The 21,775-nt window shown below is 46.3% G+C and carries 23 protein-coding genes; 3 read left to right on the top strand and 20 right to left on the bottom strand.

Going from position 1 to position 21,775, the window contains the following annotated elements; translation table 11 throughout:
• Positions 1-17: 17 nt before the first annotated feature.
• From NSU16_RS02430 to NSU16_RS02415, 4 genes are all read right to left on the bottom strand, one after another.
• On the bottom strand, positions 18-1,529 hold the full coding sequence (locus tag NSU16_RS02430) for a class I adenylate-forming enzyme family protein (protein WP_339191966.1): 1,512 nt from the start codon (positions 1,527-1,529) through the stop codon (positions 18-20).
• A gap of 210 nt (positions 1,530-1,739) precedes the next feature.
• Positions 1,740-3,824 (bottom strand): transcription antiterminator, encoded by a 2,085-nt coding sequence (locus tag NSU16_RS02425; RefSeq protein ID WP_339191965.1) that lies wholly within the window; start codon positions 3,822-3,824, stop codon positions 1,740-1,742.
• A gap of 188 nt (positions 3,825-4,012) precedes the next feature.
• Positions 4,013-4,915, bottom strand: coding sequence for an aldo/keto reductase family oxidoreductase (locus tag NSU16_RS02420; protein WP_339191963.1), 903 nt, complete (start codon positions 4,913-4,915; stop codon positions 4,013-4,015).
• A 97-nt stretch (positions 4,916-5,012) separates the two neighbouring features.
• Complete coding sequence (locus NSU16_RS02415) at positions 5,013-7,019, bottom strand: penicillin-binding transpeptidase domain-containing protein (RefSeq protein WP_339191962.1); 2,007 nt, start codon at positions 7,017-7,019, stop codon at positions 5,013-5,015.
• 151 nt (positions 7,020-7,170) lie between these two features.
• Between NSU16_RS02415 and NSU16_RS02410 the strand changes: the two genes are divergently transcribed.
• Positions 7,171-7,461, top strand: coding sequence for an antibiotic biosynthesis monooxygenase (locus NSU16_RS02410; protein WP_010333058.1), 291 nt, complete (start codon positions 7,171-7,173; stop codon positions 7,459-7,461).
• A 2-nt stretch (positions 7,462-7,463) separates the two neighbouring features.
• Here the strand turns inward: NSU16_RS02410 and NSU16_RS02405 are convergent, their stop codons facing one another.
• The 9 genes from NSU16_RS02405 to NSU16_RS02365 form a co-directional block, all read right to left on the bottom strand.
• On the bottom strand, positions 7,464-7,709 hold the full coding sequence (locus NSU16_RS02405; protein WP_010333057.1) for a YczI family protein: 246 nt from the start codon (positions 7,707-7,709) through the stop codon (positions 7,464-7,466).
• Between the two features lie 188 nt (positions 7,710-7,897).
• A complete protein-coding gene (locus NSU16_RS02400) occupies positions 7,898-8,524 on the bottom strand; it encodes a GDSL-type esterase/lipase family protein (RefSeq protein WP_229149945.1) in 627 nt (208 codons plus the stop codon).
• Positions 8,525-8,587: 63 nt separating this feature from the next.
• Positions 8,588-9,340, bottom strand: a complete 753-nt coding sequence (locus NSU16_RS02395; protein ID WP_010333055.1) for an IclR family transcriptional regulator — start codon at positions 9,338-9,340, stop codon at positions 8,588-8,590.
• 16 nt (positions 9,341-9,356) lie between these two features.
• Positions 9,357-10,364 (bottom strand): biotin-dependent carboxyltransferase family protein, encoded by a 1,008-nt coding sequence (locus tag NSU16_RS02390; protein WP_339192635.1) that lies wholly within the window; start codon positions 10,362-10,364, stop codon positions 9,357-9,359.
• A gap of 2 nt (positions 10,365-10,366) precedes the next feature.
• Positions 10,367-11,089 carry a 5-oxoprolinase subunit PxpB gene (pxpB, locus tag NSU16_RS02385; protein WP_339191961.1) on the bottom strand — a complete coding sequence of 241 codons (723 nt, stop codon included), beginning with the start codon at positions 11,087-11,089 and terminating at the stop codon, positions 10,367-10,369.
• A 44-nt stretch (positions 11,090-11,133) separates the two neighbouring features.
• On the bottom strand, positions 11,134-11,925 hold the full coding sequence (locus NSU16_RS02380) for a putative hydro-lyase (RefSeq protein ID WP_268471677.1): 792 nt from the start codon (positions 11,923-11,925) through the stop codon (positions 11,134-11,136).
• A 5-nt stretch (positions 11,926-11,930) separates the two neighbouring features.
• The gene (locus NSU16_RS02375; RefSeq protein WP_010333051.1) at positions 11,931-13,145 is read right to left on the bottom strand and encodes an NRAMP family divalent metal transporter; all 1,215 of its coding nucleotides are present in this window, start codon (positions 13,143-13,145) and stop codon (positions 11,931-11,933) included.
• An 18-nt stretch (positions 13,146-13,163) separates the two neighbouring features.
• Complete coding sequence (locus NSU16_RS02370) at positions 13,164-13,931, bottom strand: 5-oxoprolinase subunit PxpA (protein ID WP_339191960.1); 768 nt, start codon at positions 13,929-13,931, stop codon at positions 13,164-13,166.
• Positions 13,932-14,137: 206 nt separating this feature from the next.
• Positions 14,138-14,887 carry a Cof-type HAD-IIB family hydrolase gene (locus NSU16_RS02365; protein WP_229149925.1) on the bottom strand — a complete coding sequence of 250 codons (750 nt, stop codon included), beginning with the start codon at positions 14,885-14,887 and terminating at the stop codon, positions 14,138-14,140.
• A gap of 130 nt (positions 14,888-15,017) precedes the next feature.
• On the opposite strand from NSU16_RS02365, the gene NSU16_RS02360 reads away from it, so the two are divergent.
• A complete protein-coding gene (locus tag NSU16_RS02360; protein WP_010333048.1) occupies positions 15,018-15,182 on the top strand; it encodes a hypothetical protein in 165 nt (54 codons plus the stop codon).
• Positions 15,183-15,219: 37 nt separating this feature from the next.
• Here NSU16_RS02360 and NSU16_RS02355 read toward each other — a convergent pair whose 3' ends face one another.
• The 7 genes from NSU16_RS02355 to NSU16_RS02325 form a co-directional block, all read right to left on the bottom strand.
• Positions 15,220-15,600: a 3-hydroxyacyl-ACP dehydratase FabZ family protein gene (locus NSU16_RS02355; RefSeq protein ID WP_339192634.1), complete on the bottom strand. Its 381-nt coding sequence runs from the start codon at positions 15,598-15,600 to the stop codon at positions 15,220-15,222.
• 69 nt (positions 15,601-15,669) lie between these two features.
• Positions 15,670-16,230, bottom strand: coding sequence for a signal peptidase I (gene lepB / locus NSU16_RS02350; RefSeq protein WP_268444301.1), 561 nt, complete (start codon positions 16,228-16,230; stop codon positions 15,670-15,672).
• 123 nt (positions 16,231-16,353) lie between these two features.
• Positions 16,354-17,418 (bottom strand): tartrate dehydrogenase, encoded by a 1,065-nt coding sequence (locus NSU16_RS02345; protein ID WP_081720862.1) that lies wholly within the window; start codon positions 17,416-17,418, stop codon positions 16,354-16,356.
• An 87-nt stretch (positions 17,419-17,505) separates the two neighbouring features.
• On the bottom strand, positions 17,506-18,627 hold the full coding sequence (locus NSU16_RS02340; protein ID WP_010333044.1) for a mannitol-1-phosphate 5-dehydrogenase: 1,122 nt from the start codon (positions 18,625-18,627) through the stop codon (positions 17,506-17,508).
• A 1-nt stretch (position 18,628) separates the two neighbouring features.
• The gene (locus NSU16_RS02335; protein WP_168746943.1) at positions 18,629-19,060 is read right to left on the bottom strand and encodes a PTS sugar transporter subunit IIA; all 432 of its coding nucleotides are present in this window, start codon (positions 19,058-19,060) and stop codon (positions 18,629-18,631) included.
• A 24-nt stretch (positions 19,061-19,084) separates the two neighbouring features.
• Complete coding sequence (locus NSU16_RS02330; RefSeq protein WP_339191959.1) at positions 19,085-20,518, bottom strand: PTS mannitol transporter subunit IICB; 1,434 nt, start codon at positions 20,516-20,518, stop codon at positions 19,085-19,087.
• A gap of 168 nt (positions 20,519-20,686) precedes the next feature.
• The gene (locus tag NSU16_RS02325) at positions 20,687-21,040 is read right to left on the bottom strand and encodes a hypothetical protein (RefSeq protein WP_010333041.1); all 354 of its coding nucleotides are present in this window, start codon (positions 21,038-21,040) and stop codon (positions 20,687-20,689) included.
• Positions 21,041-21,201: 161 nt separating this feature from the next.
• Between NSU16_RS02325 and ycnK the strand changes: the two genes are divergently transcribed.
• Entirely contained in the window at positions 21,202-21,774 is a 573-nt protein-coding gene (gene ycnK / locus NSU16_RS02320) for a copper uptake transcriptional regulator YcnK (RefSeq protein WP_326217678.1), read from the top strand.
• Position 21,775 lies beyond the last annotated feature (1 nt).

The following is a 21,775-nucleotide window of genomic DNA, read 5'->3' as shown; positions in this document are numbered from 1 at the left end:
ATGACGGGCTTTTTCTTTTATGAATGTACAGCTTGCTTGCGCAAGACGTCTTTTTTTACTTTGCCGAGATTATTTTTCGGAAGTTCCTTTACGAATTCGATTTCAGGAATTTTGTAAGCGGACAAGCGTTCTTTACAATATGCAATGACATCCGCTTCCGTTATTTCCTGAGTGCCATTAGTAACGATAAAGGCTTTTGGTTTTTCTCCGTACAGCGGGTCCGGTATCCCGACAACTGCTGTTTCAAGGATGCCCGGGATCTGCTGGATAACTTCTTCAACCTGATCAGGATAGACATTATCGCCTCCGTAAATAATGACATCCTTGTATCGTCCGGTGATGAAGATAAAGCCGTCCTCATCCACGTAGCCTGAATCTCCGGTTCTGAACCAGCCGTTTTGCAGCACCTTTGCTGTCGCTTCAGGGTTTTCCTCATAGCCTTTAAATAAGAATGGGCTATGCACAACGATTTCTCCGATTTCACCTTGCGGCAGCTCTTCTCTCGTCTCAGGATCTTCTACCTTGACTTGAACATCAGCAACGGGTTTACCGGCAGAGGCCGCTTTATCCATTCCCATTTCAGGAATCCATGTGCTGATTCCCCAAGCTTCTGTGCTTCCGTAACCGTGAGCGAGCTGTATGCCGATATCAAGATAACGTTGAATCAGGCTGCTAGGCACTTTTGTTCCGCCTGTCATCAAAATAATGAGCGAGGACAGATCGGTTTGATGTTTTTCCCACGCCTCAAGCAAATAAGTGTAAAACACAGGAAGGGCCATGATCGTTTGAATTTTTTCTTCTTCAATAACCTTCAGCATATCAACAGGATCTTGGTCCTTTGTAAAAATAAACGTGGTTCCCGCAAACGTTCCAAGCATGATACAAATAAGTGCGCTCGTATGATAAATCGGGTGGCACGCCAGAAAACGCAGATTTTTCATTCGTGCGCTTGAGCTATTTGATTTTGATACGTAATTGTAAATACCGCCATGGGTGATCATGCATCTTTTCGGATTCCCTGTTGTCCCTGACGTAAACATCAGGAGCGCTGTATCATCTGGAGAAACTATTTCTGCTTCCGGCAAATGATCAGGACCTGCAAAAAGCGCTTCAAACACTGGAGATGTCTCATACGCTGTACCTGTTTCCATGATCAAATACACAGAAGACAGCTCAGGCAGCACTTCATCCATTGTCTCTTTAAATTCCGATCCGTAAAACAATGCTTTCGGTTCACTTGCTTTTAAAATGCCTGTCATCTCGTATGGTTTCAGCTGCCAGCTGACAGGTACAACAACGGCGCCGATTTCAAGTGCGGCAAACATAAGTGTTGATGCAGGGTGGCCGTTTTTGCAAAGTAATGCCACACGGTCGCCTTTTTGAATTCCTTTTTGAAGCAGAGCATTCGCCAGCTGATTGATTCGTTTGCGATATGATGCGTATGTCAGCGTGTGAGCTCCGCTTTTTACAGCTTCTATTTCTTCGCTATCCGGCATGTCATGCAGAATCAGATGCTGTAATGTTTCCATATTGGTCATCTCCTATATCTCTTGAATCCTCTATAATTTGTTAGATTATCTTCCTTACCTCACCCATTTTAACCCAAAAAAGATAACTTGTAAAACTATTTCATTTTGGAACTATTCCATTACAGAATGATAAAATAGTCCCGCATTTTTTTATTTTGTTCTGCATCCAAACAAAAACACACGCCTTTTTTTGGCGTGTGAAATGTATGATTACGGGATGTTTTTTTCTTTCATCCAATTGAAAAAGATGCGGTTTAAACGCTGATACAGTTCTCGTTCCCCTTCCTCCTGAAAGCCCGCCATGCTTTCTCCGCTTTCAATAATGGCAGAGCTGATCGCACTCAAAACCTCTGAGCCTTCTGCTGATAATGTGGCCGGCGCCATCATGACGAGAATTCTCGTCATCCTGAGGGTATTTCCGTCCATGCCATTGACTTCAAAAGATGTGCTGAGATCGTACATTTTGAAAAAAGGCAGGACGATATGATCATTTTTGAGATGATAAAGCGCCATGTTTGTACCGGGTATGCCCAATCCCCCTTGTTTTTCGCGTTCTGCAAGGCAATCAGCCGCTTTTTTCGGATCTCGGATGAGGCCATCGTTTTTCAGCTGTTGAAAAAGCTCGAACAGCAGCACGCCGTGATCCCGTTTTGTTTTCATTTCAGTAAGTGAAAAATGGCGCAAGACGTCTTGAATGACCGCCATGTATCGTCCGACGCTTTCCGCCGCTGCCAGCATGTCAGGGATGTCGGCTTGCCGCGTCTCTTCCTTCGGGCTTCTTTTTTTCTCAAGAATGAGCGGGATTTTCCGCTTGATATATTGCTTCACCTGGTTTGCGTCTTCCTCATTTAAAAGCGGGCTGACCATAATATAGTCGATGTTTTGATATGGGATCGGCACAGTGGACACAATCATATCATAGGCTTGAGTGTCGCGGTCCTTCAGCTCGATCAGGGAGGACATATCAAACGATTCAATTTCCGGCAGCTCTTTCTTCAATCTCGAAGCAAGCATTTTCGAAGAACCAATTCCGCTTGAGCAGACAACAAGGGCTCTCACTTTAGCTTCTTCTTTTTTGATTTCAAGCGCTGAACCGAAGTGTAGAACGATAAAGGCGATTTCATCATCGGAAAAGGACATGTCCGGGAAAAATTTCTCCACACCCTCTTCTATCGCCATATACAGCAGAAAATAATCGCGCTTGATCTGTTCCTTCAATGGATTATAAATATCGATGTTTTCTTTCATACGGCTGATGGCCGGTTCCAAATGGGCAATCAAGCCCTCATATAAAGAGTAGTTTTTCGTCAGATCCATTCTGATTTTATCTGAAATAAAAGCGATCAGCCGTTTTGTTTGCAGGGCTGTTTCAAGCTCTATTTCCTGTGCTCTGTATTCTGTTTTGTATTTGCGGTTGGCGCTTCGCAGGTGGATCGTTATATAGCCGACCTCCGCTTCCGGGATTGTCACGCCGAAAGCACGTTCAAGCTCACCCGCGATTTCCAGAGCGGAGCTGTATTCTTTTGCACTCTTGAGTTCATCAAGCTCGCTCTCTTCCATGCTGATCGTTTCACCAAGTTTAATGCGTTCGATCGCAAACGTCAGATGAACGACAAGCGCTATATAGGAGCTGTCAGATAGAGAAAATGCGATTTTTTCTTTCAGCTGGAATAAAATCCGCTCCATTTTTAACAGCTCGCCTTTGCTGACAACCCCGAACATCTTCTCGGAGGAATCGGCTTTTCCTTTAATGTTTAATTCAACCGCTTCCAAAAACATTTGGATGTCGAGGCGGTTCACAATCAGATTGCCGACAATTTTTCGTTTCGCGTTCTCCGGCCCCATTAGCTGGATGCCAAAGCCTCTTTTTCGAATCAGTGTTAATCCGAATGGAGAAATCCATTTCTCCAGCTCATCTAAATCGTAGCTGACCGTAGCATTGGTGACCTGCAGATCATGAGCGAGCGTGTACAGCTTCACCGGTTCTTGGGACTCCAATAGCGAACAGAGAATCAGCAGTTTTCGTTCGTCCGCGCTGTATTCATGCTGTTCATGTGACAGCTCGGTGATCAGCTTTTGTTTATCTTCGGGATTCCCTAGCACCTTCAAGCCTTTGCCGGGCTGTTTATCGAGCTTGAGCCCCACAGTCTCCATCAGCGGCTTGATTGATTTTAGCTCTCTGTGAATGGTTCTGGTGCTGACCTCCATCACCTCAGCCAGCTCCGTTACCGTTACATATCGGTTCAGTAATAATAAGTGCTTTAAAAGCTTTTGTTCTCTTGCAGTCATATACATAAAAAGGCCTCCAGACATTCGTGATGTGCGGATGAGGTCGCATGGAGATATAGAAAGAGGAAAAAGAGGTTTTCTTTATTAATATAAAACGCTTTCATATAGGATTCAATCACTTATAAATGGGAATTTGGCACTAAGCGGTGTGACAGTATTGAAAAAGCATCAGCCGTTATGCTGATGCTTTTTCTTTATGGTATATCGTGGCCTTGTACGGCTGTATAAATACGGAACCACTGATCCTGATCAAGCTTATACGCCAAGGCGTTTACCGCGGCGGAAATCCGCTCGCGTTTTCCGCTTCCGACAATCGGCATGATGCCGGCCGGATGCGTGAAGAGCCATGCGTACATCACCATGTCCAATGAGGCAGCACCGATTTCAGCCTGAACGGTTTCAAACGCCGTGCGAATGCGGCGATCTTTTTCCGTGTTTCCGGCGAATACTTTACCGCCTGCAAGCGGCGACCAGGCCATCGGAGAAATCCGTTTTTCCTGACACAGGTTCAATGTGCCGTCCTGAATATTTTCTAATTCATATGCGGAAAGCTCAATTTGATTGGTGACAAGCTTTTCAGGCAGATACGATTCCAGCATTCGATAATGATGGCCTTTAAAGTTCGAAACACCGAAATATCTGACCTTGCCGGAGCTTTTCAGCGCATGAAACGCCTCAGCCACTCCTTCCGGATCCATGAGCGGGTCCGGTCTGTGAATCAGCAGCACATCGATGTAATCCGTTCTGAGATTCAAAAGCGACTGTTCAACAGACGCCAGAATATGAGTTTTGCTTGTATTATAATGGTGCGATCGGTGAGCTGGGCGTTCAGGTGATTCAAGAACGATGCCGCATTTTGTGACCAGCTCTATGTTTTCCCTTAATCCGGGTGAAAGAGCAAGAGCATTTCCAAACCGTTTTTCGCACGTGTAGCCCCCGTAAATATCCGCATGATCAAAGGTGGTGATACCTTGATCGACACACCACTCAATGAGACTGAGCAGCTCAGCGTCTGAATAGTTCCATTCATTCAGACGCCAAAGCCCGTGTATCACTCTTGAAAATTGAAGATCCTCCGCCAAATGAATACGCTGCATGCAAAATCCCTCTTTTCTTAATAAACCGGGTTTTTGCCCCTTACTAGATCATTCGGCCTCAGACGCCCTTTTTCCTTTCACTCCCGTTAAAAAGGTTTTATTTCGATTGAAATTGCTTTTTTGCTTTTTCGACTACGTAGTGGCTGCCGCCGTGATCTTGAACATTTTGAATCATCATCGCGACAAGCAGGTCTTTGTTTTTATAGTCATAGCCGACGAACCAGCCATTTTCGGTGCCGTCTTTATCATCCTTTGATTTTTTCAGCTCGGCTGTTCCCGTTTTTCCAGCCACAGTGATTCCTTTTACGACAGGCTGATACGCTGACCCGCGTTCATCTTCGACTACGCCTTTCAACCCTTTTGTAATATCGGCGGCTCCTTCTTTCGTGAGCACTTGTTTGTGCCAGACATCAGCGGTTTGTGACTCTTTCTTGATAAGCGTCGGTTTCACGAGGTCTCCATTATCGACAAATGGCGTGTAAGCTGCCGCTAGGTGAAGCGGAGACATTTGCATTTGTCCCTGTCCGTAGCCTGTATCCGCAAGCAAAATGTCTGAGTCTAACTTGCCGTTTGCAATTGACGATTGCTGGACTGGGAATTCATATGGAATATCCTCTGCAAACCCAAATGTTTTCATGCCTTTTGTAAAGGTATCCGCACCCATATCAAGCGCGTTTTGTGCAAAGTAAATATTGTCTGAGGTGATCAGGGCATGTTCCAAATCCACTTGCTCTAGGCTGTCAGACACTCGTGTAACAGAATAGCCGCCCCAGCTTGAATCTTTCTGCCACTGTTTACCTTTGATTGTTTTCTTCTCTGCGGCTTTAAGCGTGCCGTTTTTCAGGCCGATGGCAGCAGCAATCGGTTTAATTGTAGATCCTGGCGCATATGTTTTGTTAAATTTCGCAGAAAACGGATTGTTTTTGTCTCCGTTTAGTTTTTTCCATTCTTTATCGCTCCATCCGAAAATAAATCCGTTTGGATCGTAAGAAGGCGCGCTGACAAGAGCCAGTGTTTCACCTGTCTGCGGCTGCAGTGCGACTGCCGCTCCGCTGTCATCCTTCAGTTCGTCATACAGCTTTGTTTGTGTTTTGATATCAATTGTGAGATGAAGATCCTGACCGTCTTTCGCTTTCGTTTCAGCGATGACTTCGCCGGTTTGCGGAACGTAGATTTTCCATCCTGTTGTGCCTCTAAGCTTGTCTTCATACACATTTTCAAGACCTGAGATTCCGATGTTTGACGTATCGCTATACGTTCCGTCTTTCTTTTTCTTCAGTTCTTCCGCCGTAATCGCACGAACGTAGCCTGTCAGATGGGCTGTTTTTTCGCCATACGGATAATAGCGTGAGCTGACATTTGTTCTTGTGACGCCTTTTAATGACGTCACTTCAGACACTAGTTTTTCTTCGTCCGGTTTTACTTTTTTGACCGGCACGAATGAATCATCTTTGACCCAGCTTTGTTTCAGCTTCTGGTTGATGTCATCTTCAGTTACATCCAGTTTTTTCGCGAGCTCTTTTATGACTTTTTCTTTTTTATCACCAAGCTCTCCGGGAACAATTCCAATTTCCGGAACATCTGTGTTGACGGCTAAGCCTTTCCCGTTTTTATCGTAGATTTGGCCGCGTTTCGGTTCAATGCTGGCGATTTGAACGGTTTTGTCATCAGCCAGCTGCTTGAAAATAAACGATGGGTCCCAATCTATATTCCATGACTCCTCGTCATCTGTTTTTTCTTTTTTCAGCACAGCGGTATTTTTAAAGCTGACTTTACCCGCATTTGTGTCCATGCTGACTTTGTATGGGATGTGCTTCATCGTTTTATTGTCTTTATCATCCTCATCCACTTTTCCCGCAGTGACTTTCAGATTTTTTACGCCTGCCTGCTCATAGATGGTTTTATATCTGCTGACGAAATCCTTTTTGGAGATTTCTTTTTTTACATCTTTGGTCAGGCTTTGATACATGTCATCGAATTGCTGATCGCTCCACTGTTTTACGAATGCTTCCATTCGGTCCTCTGGTGAATCTGTTTTGGAGCATCCGATTAATCCGATCAGCCCGATACATAGAAATAATAGTAGAATACACTTTTTACACATGACTTTCCCCTGCCTTCCACTTGTTATTTTCTCTTAAATGAATTAGTACGTGCAAGATTTTTTTGAAAATGAAGGAAAAGGTTCATCGATTTTGCAGAAATCTCCTTTCGTTTCCTGTAAACTATTTGAAAAGAGGGAAAGAAGGGATCACATGGTCAGAGAAGCAGCTATGCTTCATATTAAAGAGGGACTTGAACAAGAATTTGAGGAGGCGTTCCGGCTGGCGGCGCCGATCATTGCCGGAATGAAGGGCTATATCACACATTCTTTATCAAAATGCATGGAAGAAACACATAAGTACCTGCTGCTCGTAGAGTGGGAAACGCTTGAGGACCACACTGAAGGCTTTCGCGGGTCTTCCGAGTACAAAGAGTGGAAAGCCTTGCTGCATCAGTTTTATTCGCCGTTCCCGACGGTTGAGCATTTTCTGGATGTATCATAGATTTATATCATATAAAGCGTAAAACCGATGAGAGAAACAGACCAAACGAAAACGGCAGTATAAATGTTAAATGCTCCTGAGCTGTCGTTTTCTTTTTTGCGTTCTTCAAGTCCCTGAATAAACATGACCGCGCCCAGAAATACGAGCATGACCGATTGGATAACAGAGGTGTGTTCCGTATAGTTAAAAGCGATAAGCGCCAGTATGATAATGATAACCGCAAAAGACATTTTAAAAATGCGAAACAAAAGGACCATCCTTCCTGATATACGAAATATTGAGCGTTATGCCTATATTTGCCTTTGCCCTCCATTATTCTAGCGCACTTTTTTTGTATATAGAACATGAGACGGGGAAATTTAAGTTTCTTTTAATATTTGAATTCATATAAAAAAAACGCGCCAGTGATCAGGCGCGTTTTCTATGAAACTGATCATTATCGATAACCTAGTCCGCGAAGCACTTCGGCCATTGCCTGATAGCCGCTGCTATTCGGATGGACACCGTCGAAAGACAGGTATTCCTGCTCTTTCCCTTTAAAGACACTGTAAACGTCAGCGATTTTAACATGAGGCGCTGAGGCCAGCGTTTTTAAATGCGAATTAAATGAAGTAATCCATTGATCAGCAATGCCAATGCCGGGAAACGGATTGTATAAATTAAAAACACGGATGGCGTAAGGTGATGGATCTGCCCCTTTGATTTTGGCGATTTGAGCAATCATCTTTTCAAAATTCTCATGACAATGCGCGGACGCACGACTGAAAATCGTTTCATCCTGAGAAGATTGATAGGATAATACAGATTCAATGAGATCATTTCCGCACCCTGTGATCGTAATCATATCAGCGGCTTGAATTTGTTTTTGAACATAGGGATATGACAGGAGGCCGAGGATTTCCTCTGTATCAAGGCCGGATTTGGCGAAAACCGATACGGCTGTTTTTGATTTCAGATCGGCTACCATCATGTCCCTGAAGCGCTGGACAAATCCGGCAGAAAACAGCCCTGAGCCTCTCCCCGTCGTTAAAGAATCTCCGAGCGCTGTATATTGAAGCACCATGATCTTTCCTCCACTCATGAACGTCGATACGTTAATGTACGCAGAAGAGAAAAGATCGGCTACTTATGGATACCCTATTTTTCTGGATATCTGCAAAGCGGCTTGTTTTACTTTTTCCGTTAAGTACGGCAGCCTGTCTTCTGTAAATCTCGCTTCAAACCCTGCAATACTGATACCTGCCGCCACCTGGTGATGATGGTTGAAAATCGGCGCACCAATGGCCGCCGTATAATTTTCGAGTTCTGAATAGCTGACGGTATAGCCGTTTTGCACCGCGGTATCAATCGCCTCAAGAAGCTTTGACGGATCTGTAATGGTCCCTGAACTGATCGGAATGAGCTCTGTCTGTTTCATGTACGCTTCAATTTCTTCACGGGGCAGAAAGGACAAAATGCTCCGGGCACATGCTCCTGCGTACAGAGGAGAACGCCGGCCGATTGCAGTGTACAGGCGAACGGTCTGTGTCCCTTCAATTTTCTCCACGTAGATTGCTTCATTTCCGTCCCTCATAATCAATTGAACGGCTTCATCTACTTCACGGCAAAGCTCCTCCATCACAGGCTTGGCTATTTTTCTGATATCGAGTCTGTCCGCGACAAGCTGACCGAATTCCAAAAACACCAATCCCAGCGTATAAACGCCGGATGGGTCTCGATTGAGGAACCCCATTTCTTCCAGTGAGCTGACCATTCGGTGAACAGAGGTCTTCGGCATTCCTGATAGGGAAACGAGTTCGCTTAAAGTAAGGCTTGGTTCATGCAAAAACAAATTGAGCAGCGCCATAGATTTTACTACGGTTTTGTTTTTATTCTGCATCATTCCATCCCCTTTGTTATGTCAGCCATTCCATTTTCATTCTTGTTTTCAGTTCTTTTAGATACTCTTCCCGTTCAATGAAAAGCGCTTCCGCTTCCTGAAGGGACACAGGCTCAAATTGGACGTGCTCGCCCGGCATGATTTGCGAGGCAATCGGAAGATCAGCTGAAATGATGTGAGCGATCCTCGGATAACCTCCCGTCGTTTGCCTATCTGCAAGAAGGATAATCGGATTGCCGTCAGGCGGCACCTGAACTGTTCCAAATGTAACCGCCTCTGACACCATCTCAAGCGGCGCCTTCAATTCAAGCGGTTCCCCTTTGAGCCTGTAGCCCATCCGATCGGACTGCGGAGTGACACGAAACGTCTCTTCATAAAACTGCGTTTTCGATTCTTCTGTGAAAAAAGAGAATTGTTTTCCTTCCAGCACTCGGATCACCGGATTCTTTTTTAACGGCAGAAATCTGTATCGGCTGACTGACCAGTTCGGCGCTGCAAATCCTCGCTGACCAAGGTGGTGGCTCAAGCGGGAAACGATGGTTTTCGAAAGAAATGACATTTCACCAATCGGCAGTTCATCTTCCTTCTGAAGCGCTCTTCCGCGAAATCCGCCGATTCCCGCTCTGACATACGTGCTTTTGCTTTCCATGACAGCAGGTACATTGAAGCCGCCGGCTATCGCTACATAAGCACGGCTGCCGAGTTTGCAGGGGCCAAAGGTGATCGTGCTGTTTTCCTTAACGAGCACAGGTTTCCAAAGAGGCGCTTCTTCTTCATTCACACGCAGGGTAAAGTCCGCTCCTGTTACAGCAATCAGCGTTGGTTCTGACACATAAAGCGACGGGCCGGGACCCATCAGCGTAATTTCAAGGCCGGCTTCTTTTTCGCTGTTACCGATCAGCAGATTGGCGATTCGAAGCGACACCGTGTCCATGGCGCCGCTTGCCAGCACGCCGTATTTTTGATACCCCGTTCTGCCTATATCCTGAACCGTTGTGAGCAGTCCGGGCTTTAACACTTTCATGCTCAATTGGACTCCTCCTTATAGGCGCGATAGTCATCCTCTGAGATGCGGGCAAATGTAACAATATCTCCTGCTCTTAATAACGTCGGCGGGTTTTCCTGCGGCCGGAATAGAGCCAGCGGCGTTTTGCCGATCAGCTGCCAGCCGCCCGGTGTCGAAATCGGATAAACGCCTGTTTGCAGTCCCGCAATTCCGACTGAACCGGCTGGAATTGATGGTCTTGGCGACGATTTCCTTGGAGCTGCGATACGTTTGGACATCCCGCCTAAGAACGGAAACCCCGGTGCAAAGCCCAGCATATACACCACATATTCGCCGCCTGTATGAATCTCAATGACTTCTTCGGGTGTCAGATGATTGATCTTAGCCACCTCTTCTAAATCAGGCCCGAATTCACCGCCATAGCAGACGGGAATTTCAACGACGCGGCGGCTGCTTTCATAATCAGCCGTTAATTCTCCAAGCCGCTCATGAACATCGCGTTTCACCTTCTCAAAAGGTGAGCTGATGCCTTGAGGCAAATGCTTGTACACTTCATACATATCATAAAATACGGTAAGACTCGTAAAAGCCGGGATACATTCAATGAATCCCGGAAACGGCTGTTCTTCTATATAAGCGGCAGCGGCATGGACAAGACCGTTTACTTGCTCGCTTATTTCTTCTCCAAATCGGATCATCATTGCAGAATCACCGAGCTGTTCGAATTGTAATCGTTCAGTCATCTTTCTCACCTCGTTTATTTCTCGTTCATCAGGAGGACGAGAGGTTACAGCACCGCAAGCGACTCGTCTCGAATATCTGTGATGAGCATATGCCCCGGCGCATGTGTGATGACCATTTCAGGTTTTACATTCATAGCCACAGCTTGCGGAGTGACTCCGCATGCCCAAAATACAGGAACCTCGCCTTCACGAACAGAAACGGCATCTCCGAAATCCGGATTGCCCAGATCCTGTATGCCGATCGCTTTGGGATTGCCGATATGAATCGGTCCTCCGTGCACAGCCGGAAAACGCGAGGTCACCTGTGCGGCGCGTACAGCGAGCCGTTCAGGAACCGGTCTCATACTGACAACCATCTGTCCATGAAACGGCCCCGCCGGAACACAATCTATATTCGTTTTGTACATCGGAACGTTCGTCCCCTCGTCAATATGTCTGACGGGTATTCCATTATTGATCAGCGCCTGTTCAAAAGAGAAACTGCATCCGATCAGAAAACCGACAAAATTGTCCTCCCAGTATGGCGTGATATCTGATGCTTCCTCCGTCAAAACACCGTGCCTGTATACACGGTATTTTGGAAAATCCGTTCTGATATCCGCATCTGGCGCAACAAGCGACGGCACAGGCGACCCGGATTCCGTCACATCCAGCACCGGACAAGGCTTTTGATTCCGCTGGCAAAACAGCAGAAAGTCAAATGCCAGATCTTTTTTCAAAATCACAAGGTTCGCTTGAGCATAGCCGCCGGACATTCCGGCGGTCGGGCCGTTTATTTTCCCCTCTCGTATGAGCGCGCGCACATCTCTTGGCGCCATCTTGTTCAAATGATCCACTCTTATCAGCTCCACAATTGAGGAAGTTGTGTAAATAACGTGTAGATGCCCATAATCGCCATGACGATGACAACCAGTGCACCTGAGCCTGTCAGCCAAAGCGGATGCTTATAATCACCGACAATGTTTTTCTTATATGCGGCAATGAGCAGCGTTCCAAGCGCAATCGGCAGAATCAAACCGTTCAGAGATCCGACAAGCACGAGAATTTTCGCCGGCTGGCCGATGGTGACAAAGGCTAATGTGGAAACGACAATAAATCCGATAATAATGCCGCGTGAATTCTTTTCAATTTTTGGAGAAAAGGTTTTAAAAAACGAAACAGACGTATAAGCGGCTCCGATAACGGACGTAATGGCTGCTGACCACATGATCAATCCGAAAATTTTATAACCGACATTTCCCGCTGCCAGCTGGAACACAGAGGCGGCCGGATTGCTTTCGTCAATGTGCAGGCCTTTTGAAACAACACCGAGCACAGCTAAGAAAAGGGCGATTCGCATGATCGATGTAATTAAAATGCCGATAACTGAGCTTTTTGTCACCTGGGGGATGGATTCCTTGCCTTTAATCCCAGCATCCAGCAAACGATGTCCGCCGGCAAATGTGATATATCCACCGACGGTCCCGCCGACTAATGTGACAATTGCGAATATACTGATATGTTCAGGGACAAATGTGTTTGCCACAGCCTGTCCGACTGGCGGCGCAGACGAAATTGCGACGTACAGCGTTAAGATGATCATGGCAAACCCCGCGATTTGCGTAAAACGATCCATCGCTTTTCCTGCTTCCTTGATGACAAAAATCAGAATTGCGATGACGGCGCTGATTAAGGCGCCTGTTTCTGGTGTAATACCGAACAAGACTTGCAGTCCGAGCCCAGCCCCTCCGATATTCCCGATATTAAAGGCAAGTCCGCCAAGCACGACGAGAATGGCGATGAAATATCCCAGTCCGGGAAACACCATATTCGCAATCTCCTGGCCCCTTTTTCCTGAGACCGCGATGATACGCCATACGTTGGTTTGAGCGAAGATATCCAAAATAATAGAAATTAAAATAACAAAACCGAAGCTTGCTGCGAGTGTGTTTGTAAATGTTGCGGTTTGTGTCAGGAATCCCGGGCCGATTGCTGATGTTGCCATTAAGAAGGCGGCACCCATGAGCAATGACCAGCTGCCCGTTTTTTTCCCTGCTGTTTTTTTCTGCTGCTCCATCTATTTTCCTCCTTCTGATTACTTCTGGGCTGAAATAGCAGTCACTTCGATTCCGGCTGATGTAAGCTCTTTTCGGATTTTTTGCGCAAACGTCAGCGCATGGGCACCGTCTCCGTGAATGCAAACCGTATCTGCTTTTAAGGACACATCTTGTCCTTGCTGAGATTTGACCGCCCCTTCTTTCACCATTCTAATCACCTGAGTGACGGCGGCATCATCGCTTTCAATGAGTGCGTCCGGCTGGGAGCGCGGTGTCAGTGTGCCGTCCGCTTGGTATGTTCTGTCGGCGAATACTTCGCTTGCTGTTTGCAGCCCGATCCGTTCTCCCGCTTTTACAAGCTCGCTCTCAGCAAGGCCGAAAAGAATCAGTCCTGGATCGACCTTGTAGACAGCTTTTGCAATGGCATCCGATAGCTTCTGATCGACTGCAGCCATATTGTACAAAGCGCCGTGCGGCTTGACGTGCTGCATGTGAAGACCTTCCGCTTTTAAAAATCCTGACAAGGCGCCAATTTGATAAACCACAAGATCATACGCTTCCTCTGGAGAAATCGCCATATTTCGGCGGCCGAAGCCGAGTAAATCCGGGAGTCCCGGGTGCGCGCCGATTTTCACGCCTTTTTCAGCAGCAAGGGCAACTGTTTTCCGCATGACACCGGGATCCCCTGCATGAAATCCGCAGGCGACATTCGCCGATGTGACAAACTCTAAAATATCTTGATCAAGACCTATCGTATAGGCTCCAAAGCTTTCCCCTAAATCACAATTTAAATCAACTTGAAACACAGAATCCCTCCTGCCAAGCAAATGATTGCTTTATGTATTTTATTGTTCCGAAATTCGGAACGACTATTCCGAATTTTTGAACTTTATTTCATTATATTCAATCATATTAGTTTGTGAAATAACTTTGTTAGAAAACCTACCATCGACCTAGAAGAAAATCTCCCTGATTAAATAGAAAAAGAGTCCTTATCTCAGGACTCTTTTTCTTATAGTACCCAATGGCGTATCGCTTTAGCGACTCCATCTTCTATATTTGTATCAGTGATCCAATCAGCCGTTTCTTTCACGATGTCTTGAGCATTGCCCATCGCTACGCCCAGCCCCGCTTCTTTGATCATCGCGATATCATTCAAGCTGTCGCCCATCGCCATGACATGTTCCATCGTAAAGCCAAGTTTTTCAGAAACCTTCGCAAGGGCTGCGGCTTTGTTGATGCCGAGCGCGTTGACCTCAATGTTTGTCGGGCTTGAGTTTGTGATTTCGAGCTCTTTATTTTTTCTAAGCTCCGCCAGCACTTCGTTTCGAATGTCGTCATCCTCTATGTCAAATCCGAATTTGAGCCATTCATGATCGGTGATGTTTTCCGGAAACTCGCCTCTCCACACCTTGTTAACGGTTGAAGCCCAGAAATTGGTGTTGTGTTTATTCCGCAAATCCCACATCATTTTGATATGATCCGTGTGGAGCAGCTTGCGTTCCACTAAATTAAAATTCGAATCCCAGATTTCGCTTCCGTTAGCCGTGATTAAAAAAGACGACAGCTCCAGCGACTCAGCCAGTTCCCGGCACGTCATCAGCGTACGGCCCGTGCTGATCACCACATACACGCCTTTATCCTCTGCTTCACGAATGGCTTTACGGTTTTCATCCGAGATCAGCTGCTCGTCATTCAGCAGCGTTCCATCCATATCAATTGCGATCAGCTTGATATCTACATTTTCTCTTTGAACAGACATATATGTACCTCTCTTTATCTTAATTGTGCTTCTTTCTATTCTAATACATTACACCGAGCAGAACAAAAAAGCGATTTCACATGTTTGAGGTGCACTGATAAGAGGAAAACAAATAGTGAGGTGATCAAACATGAAAGAAAGAAAACAGCAGAACCGCCCAAATGAAAATCCCGAGCATAATGACTTAACCGATCCGATACCGAATGAAGAGCTGAAGGAAAACATGAATGATGAAAAACACAAACGCCAGCAAAGAGATGACTCACAAAGCGAACGAGATTACGATACGAAATAATAGAACCCCTCACAAAAATGGTTGTGAAGGGTTTTTTTCATTTCTCAATATAGATGCCGATTTCAGCTTCAGCAACAGGCCGCCCGCCCACTGACGCCTTGGCATGTCCAAACACAAACCCGCGGCGATTTCGCGTGACTTCAAACGATAGATCAAGCCGGTCACCCGGTACGGCCGCGCCCAGCTTTTCCGCTTTTTTCACGGATGACAATAAGCCCAAGCTGTTCTCATCTGTAATCCCTGTAAAAGCCGCGGTTTGCGCAAGTGCTTCAATCATAAGTGAAAACGGCATTTCTGTTTGCGTGTCAGTGATAAACCAGTCGTTCTCACTGACCAGCTTATAAGCAGCTGCATGTTTGCCGGGCTCACTTTCAATCACGCCATCAATAAACAAAAACGGATAACGGTGAGGTAGCATATAAGGTTTCACCATTCTCCACCCCTTTCTTTCATTTCATCAAGCATCATCTCTTTTTTGCGTATGTATTCATTTTGCTTGTCTCATCTCACCGAACGGATAAAAGACAAGAGACTCAGTACCAATGATATCTTCATCAGAAGGCATACCCATTCCATTTCTGCTGTCCACCGAATTGAGACGGTTATCTCCCATGACAAAATATTTGCCGGAAGGCACCTCAGCTTCAAAATCATTCGTGAGGTTTTCCCCTAACGCTTGCATTTCTTGTTTATGTTCCTTTAGATACGGTTCGTCGACTTTCTTACCGTTTATGTATAGCTGATCATCCTTCATGATAATAGAGTCGCCCGGCAAACCGATTAACCGTTTTATAAATGAACGGCCGCTCTTTTCGTCATGAATCACGATGATGTCGCCTCTCTGAAACCCGCCTGTATATTTGGCTGCTTTGTCCACCAAAATCCGTTCTGAGTCTTTTAGCGTTGGAGCCATTGATGAACCTTCAACAAGATAGGGAATATAAAATGCCATTCTGATCATGAATATGAAAGCCAGGATACATGCGATACTGAGTACAATAAATTTGGTTTTTGATTTCTTCTTTAATGTGATCGTTTTTGCGTTCAACTTCTTTCACCTGATACCTTCCTAAAGAATTCCATGTCATTATACAGCATTTGGGATCTTCTTGGTTAGGAATCTGTTGAAATGTTGTAAGTGGCCGAGGCAACTTCGCCCCGGCCTACATGATTATAGGTTTCTTAACCGCGCACAAATTTCGTCCGTGACCTCAGCCGTTGTGCTTTGCCCTCCAATGTCGCGTGTTTTGATGCCGTCAGCCGTTACTCGTTCCATCACATCGAGGATCTTTGCCCCCAGCTCTTCCTCTCCGAAATGGTCAAGCATCAGCTTCGCTGTCCAAATCTGGCCGATTGGATTGGCAAGACCCTGACCGGCAATGTCGGGAGCTGAGCCGTGAACCGGTTCGAACATAGACGGGTATTTGCCGTCCGGATTGATGTTCGCAGACGGCGCAATGCCGATGCTCCCCATCAGGCTCGAGCTGATGTCGGTTAAAATATCACCGAACAGGTTGCTTGCCACAATGACATCAAACGTTTCCGGACGCGTCACAAAAAAAGCGGCCAGCGCATCAATATGCTGGGATGACGTTTCAATCTCGCAGTAATCAGCGGCAGTCTGCTGAAAGACTTCATCCCAAAACGGCATCGCGTGATATATACCATTAGACTTTGTTGCACTTGTCACATGGCCGCGCCGTTTTTTTGCCAATTCGAAGGCAAAGCGCATGACTCGCTCTGTCGCTTTTCTGGTAAACACGGCATTCTGGATGGCAATTTCATCATCGCCCCTGTGAATGCGTCCGCCAACTTCACTGTATTCACCCTCACTGTTCTCGCGAATCACCACGAGGTCAAAATCATTTGGATGCAAAAGCGGCGACGTAATGCCCGCCATTTGTTTGGCAGGTCTCATATTAATAGAAAGCTCGAGTTCTCTCCGGATTTTCAGGAGCAGCCCCCATAATGAGATATGGTCGGGAACAAGCTTCGGATTTCCAACCGCCCCTAAGAAAACCGCTTCAAATTGGGTGAGTGTATGTATTCCGTCCTCAGGCATCATTTCGCCGTGTTCCATGTAATAGTCACAGCTCCATGGAAATGACGTAAATGAGAATGACAAACCCCCGTGCACCTCAGCAGCTGTATGAAGCACTTTCTCAGCAGCCGCCACAACTTCTTTTCCTGCTCCGTCTCCCGGTATTGCCGCAATCTCGAATCGTTTCATCGTCATTCTCCTTCCCCTGCTATCGTAAGCGTTTTCTATTATACTAGATTACGAGATGGCAAAAAAAGCCCGTGACGTGCTGTCACGGGTCAGTTATTGATTCAGTTTTTTTAAAACGATGGCATGGAGCGGTTCATGGGACGGGATACCGCACACCTCGTGAAGCACTCCGCTGTATCCTTTTTCCGCGATCAGCGCTTGGAGCTCGACCGCTTCCGGATCACCGGCAAAGTCGAATCGCAGCGCCGCCGCAATGCCTTCAGCCAGTGCATTCGGCGCTTTGATTTTCTTCGCCGGACCTACAAGTCTGTCATTTTCTCCAAGCTTTCTGAGCGGCGATCTCGCCACACGGGTCACATCGTCAGTAATAAATTCATTTTCAAAGCGGCCGATGATTTTTTTAATATATTGCTCGTGCTCTGACTGCTTAAAACCGTACGTTTTGATGAGATAATCACCGGTTTCAAGCAGAGCCGAGTGAACAACACGGCGGATCTCCGGGTGATCGATCGCTTCTTTTATCGTTTTTAATCCGCGCTGATAGCCGACATAGGCCGTTACAGCATGGCCGGTATTTACGGTAAACAGCTTTCGTTCGATGTACGGCGTTAAATCATCAACAAACAGCGCCCCTTTTATTGCCGGTGTTTCCCCGATAAAGCCTGATTCATCGATGACCCATTCAAAGAACGGCTCAACCGACACTTTGAGCGGATCTTCATGATGCTGAATCGGCACAATCCGGTCAACCGCGGAATTCGGGAATCCGACAGTTTTGCCGACAGCCTCCTGTTCCGCCTCTGTTAAGTGGCTGTATACTTCTTTTTTTAAGAAGCTGCTTCCGCCAATCATATTTTCACAGGCAATGATGTTCAGTGTGTCAGCACAGGTTCTCCGTCTTAAGCCTTCTGCGATGGACGGAGCAATCAGCTTTAACACATTCGGGCCGACTGCCGTCGTGATGAGCGCCGCCTCATTGATCAGCCGATACAGCTCCTCCGGCTGGCTGCCGCTGTTGATGGCGCTGACCGGGCCGATCACCTCTGACGAACGCCCTTCTTCTGCGAGTTCAACAGTGTATGCCCGTTTTTCATTAAGGAGGCCGACCATCGTGTCATTTACATCCGCAAACACCACTTCATAGCCGGAGTGGTGAAGCAGCGCACCGATAAAGCCCCTCCCGATATTTCCCGCACCGAAATGTAAGGCAATCATGCTAGTTCACCTCGTTGAAAATCGCGATCAAATCTTCTTCGCTTTTCGCAGAAATCAGGCGTTCAATGTTTTCTTCTTCTGAGCAGATGATGGCGATGTTTGACAAAATGTCTAAATGCTCGTTATTTTTTCCGGCAATGCCGAATACGACTTTAGCTATGTTTCCTTCTCCATACTCTACTCCGCCAGGAATTTGAATGATAGAAATTCCTGAGTGAAGCACCTCGCTTTTCGCATCTTCTGTGCCGTGGGGAATGGCAATAAAATTCCCCATGAAGGTAGAAGACGTTTCTTCACGTTCAAACATTTTGCTAATGTAATCCTCTGTCACGTAGCCGTTGTCAATCAGCGTCTGGCCTGCCAATTTGATGGCCTCTTCTTTTGATGATACCGTTTGATTGAGTTTGATGTTTTCTTTTGCGAGTACTTGCATGAATATCACTCTCTTTCTATGAGATTACTTTTTAAGCTTTTCAATCAGCTCGTCGTATTTCGGGCTGTTTAAGAAGTTATCCACTGAGATGTGCGTCGCATTCGGCAGCTTTGCTTTCGCGCGGTCTGTTAAATCTTTGTGGGTGATAACAATATCCGCGTCGCTTGGCAGATTGTTAATGGCCGTGTTGGTCACACTGATGTCAAGCTCCGCTTTTTTCACTTTGTTTCTTAAGATGGATGCCCCCATCGCACTTGATCCCATTCCCGCATCACACGCAAAGATAATTTTGTTCACGCTTTCAGGAGACAGCTCAGACGCTTCCTCTGCTTTGGCTTGTTCCGCCTCTAAAGCAGCTGCTGCTTGGCTTTTCTTCCCCTTCATGGACTGCATTTTTTCTGTTGCGGCAGCCAGGTCTTCTTCACTTGCTTTTGAGGATTTCAGGATCACTGCTGAAACGATGAACGATACAGCTGCAGCGACCAATACACCCGCCAATACGCCGAAATAGCCTCCTCTTGGTGTCATTGCCATCAATGCGATAATGCTTCCCGGTGACGCTGCCGCGACAAGTCCGGCATTAAAGATCTTAAACGTTAGGAGTCCGCTTGCTCCGCCCGCAATCGCTGCCAGAATCAAGGCCGGTTTCATCAAAATATACGGGAAGTAAATTTCGTGAATCCCCCCGAAGAAGTGAATGATTGCTGCTCCAGGAGCCGTTGATTTTGAAGATCCTTTGCCAAAGAACATGTACGCGAGTAAAATGCCGAGTCCTGGTCCAGGGTTTGCTTCTACTAAGAACAGAATCGATTTTCCCGTTTGGGCTGCCTGCTCGATTCCGATTGGGCTTAAGATTCCATGGTTAATGGCGTTGTTTAGGAACAACACTTTCGCCGGCTCTACGAAAACGCTTGCAATAGGCAGCAAATTAGCGTGTACAATGACTTCCACACCAGCTGCCAGCAATTTGTTTAACGTTAGGACAACCGGACCGATGGCGTAAAACGCGAGAATCGTCAAAGCCGCGCCGACTATCCCTGCCGTAAAGTTGTTGATCAGCATTTCAAAGCCTTGTTTGACTTTATCCTTGAACAATTTATCAATCTGTTTAATGAGGTATCCGCCAAGCGGCCCCATTATCATTGCACCTAAAAACATTGGAATATCCGATCCGACAATCACACCGATCGCCGCTGTCGCTCCGACGACTCCGCCGCGGTGGTCGTAAATCATTTTTCCGCCTGTATACGCTATCAAAAGCGGCAGTAAATACGTAATCATCGGGCTGACAAGTGTATTCAGCTGTTCATTCGGAAACCATCCCGCCGGAATAAACAGCGCGGTAATGATGCCCCAAGCGATAAACGCGCCGATATTCGGCATGATCATTCCGCTTAAATAACTGCCGAAGCGCTGAACTTTCACTTTCATGCCGCCTTGCTGCTGTTCTTGCTGCATATATAAACCCTCCCTGTTTTGTTTGTCGCTAAAAGAATGATAATGTCAGAGAATGATGCTTCCCTTTGACTCTATATTAAAACGCTTACAGCCCCTATACAATTGAAAGTAAAGAGGACTTTGGCACATGGGTGTGACAATTTTTTAAAAATAAAAAGACTCCTGGTTTCAGGAGCCTTTTCTCTTTCCTCTATAAATAATGTTTCCGTTTTGAATTACGTACTTTGCGATCATCCGCTCACTCACAATAAAAACGGGATAGGCGCACACAAGTGCAAAAACAGCCATCGGCACATGCTGAACGGCCGGAATCAATGAGCCTGCCGCATTGCGAAGGAGCAGCATCAGATAAATGAGCAGCACGATGACTGCTAATGATACCAGCATAATCGGTGCTGATACTTTATATTCATAAAGCCGTTCCCGGCAGTGTCCGCAGCGAAATTGGCACGGGACATTTGACGATCTGACCATATCGCCTGTCAAAGGTTTGCCGCAGTTCGGGCATACAGTTTCTTTCATATAGTATTTCACTCTCCATTCATATGTCCATTATACCAGAGACCACTCTGTTTCGTTTTGTTACTGTTCAACACATTTTCACATTTTTTATCATCAGCATACTTGTCTCAGTCTCTGAAATCCTCTACGCTTAAGAAGATCTTAATGAAGGGGATGTATGAATGCTTCCGATTAATAGACAGCAGCACATACTTGAGTGGCTGAAAGAAGAAGGCGCCCTAAGAATTTCTGATATCAGTCAACGGTTCGGTGTGTCAGAAATGACGGTATATAGAGATGTGAATCAGCTTGTCCAATCAAACCAGGTGATAAAAACAGCCGGCGGCATCACACTCCCAGTCCGTGCGCCTCAGACTGATCACATGTGCAGCTATTGCCTGAAGCCAGCGAATCAAGCTTATTCGGTCCAGCTGATCACGGTGACACAAGACATTGAACAGCTGTGCTGCGCACATTGCGCGTTTTTGCGGTATGCAGATAAAACGGAAGAGGTTTCACATTTGATTTGCAGAGACTTTCTGTTACAAACTACGGTCAGTGCCGCTTCGGCTTATTTTGTTGTAAACGCCGAATTAAATTTGCACTGCTGCCAGCCGCAGGCCATACCGTTTGCGACTCTTGACCATGCTGAACGGTTTCAAAAAGGCTTTGGCGGAGCCGTCCGCACCTTCGGTCAAGCGCTGGAAGACATGCTACGGGACAGAAAAAAACGCTGCACATGCACCAAGAAATAAC

This window comes from Bacillus sp. FSL K6-1003, assembly GCF_037964945.1.
Classification (GTDB): domain Bacteria; phylum Bacillota; class Bacilli; order Bacillales; family Bacillaceae; genus Bacillus; species Bacillus mojavensis.
This window is presented reverse-complemented; position numbering and strand designations above follow the sequence as displayed.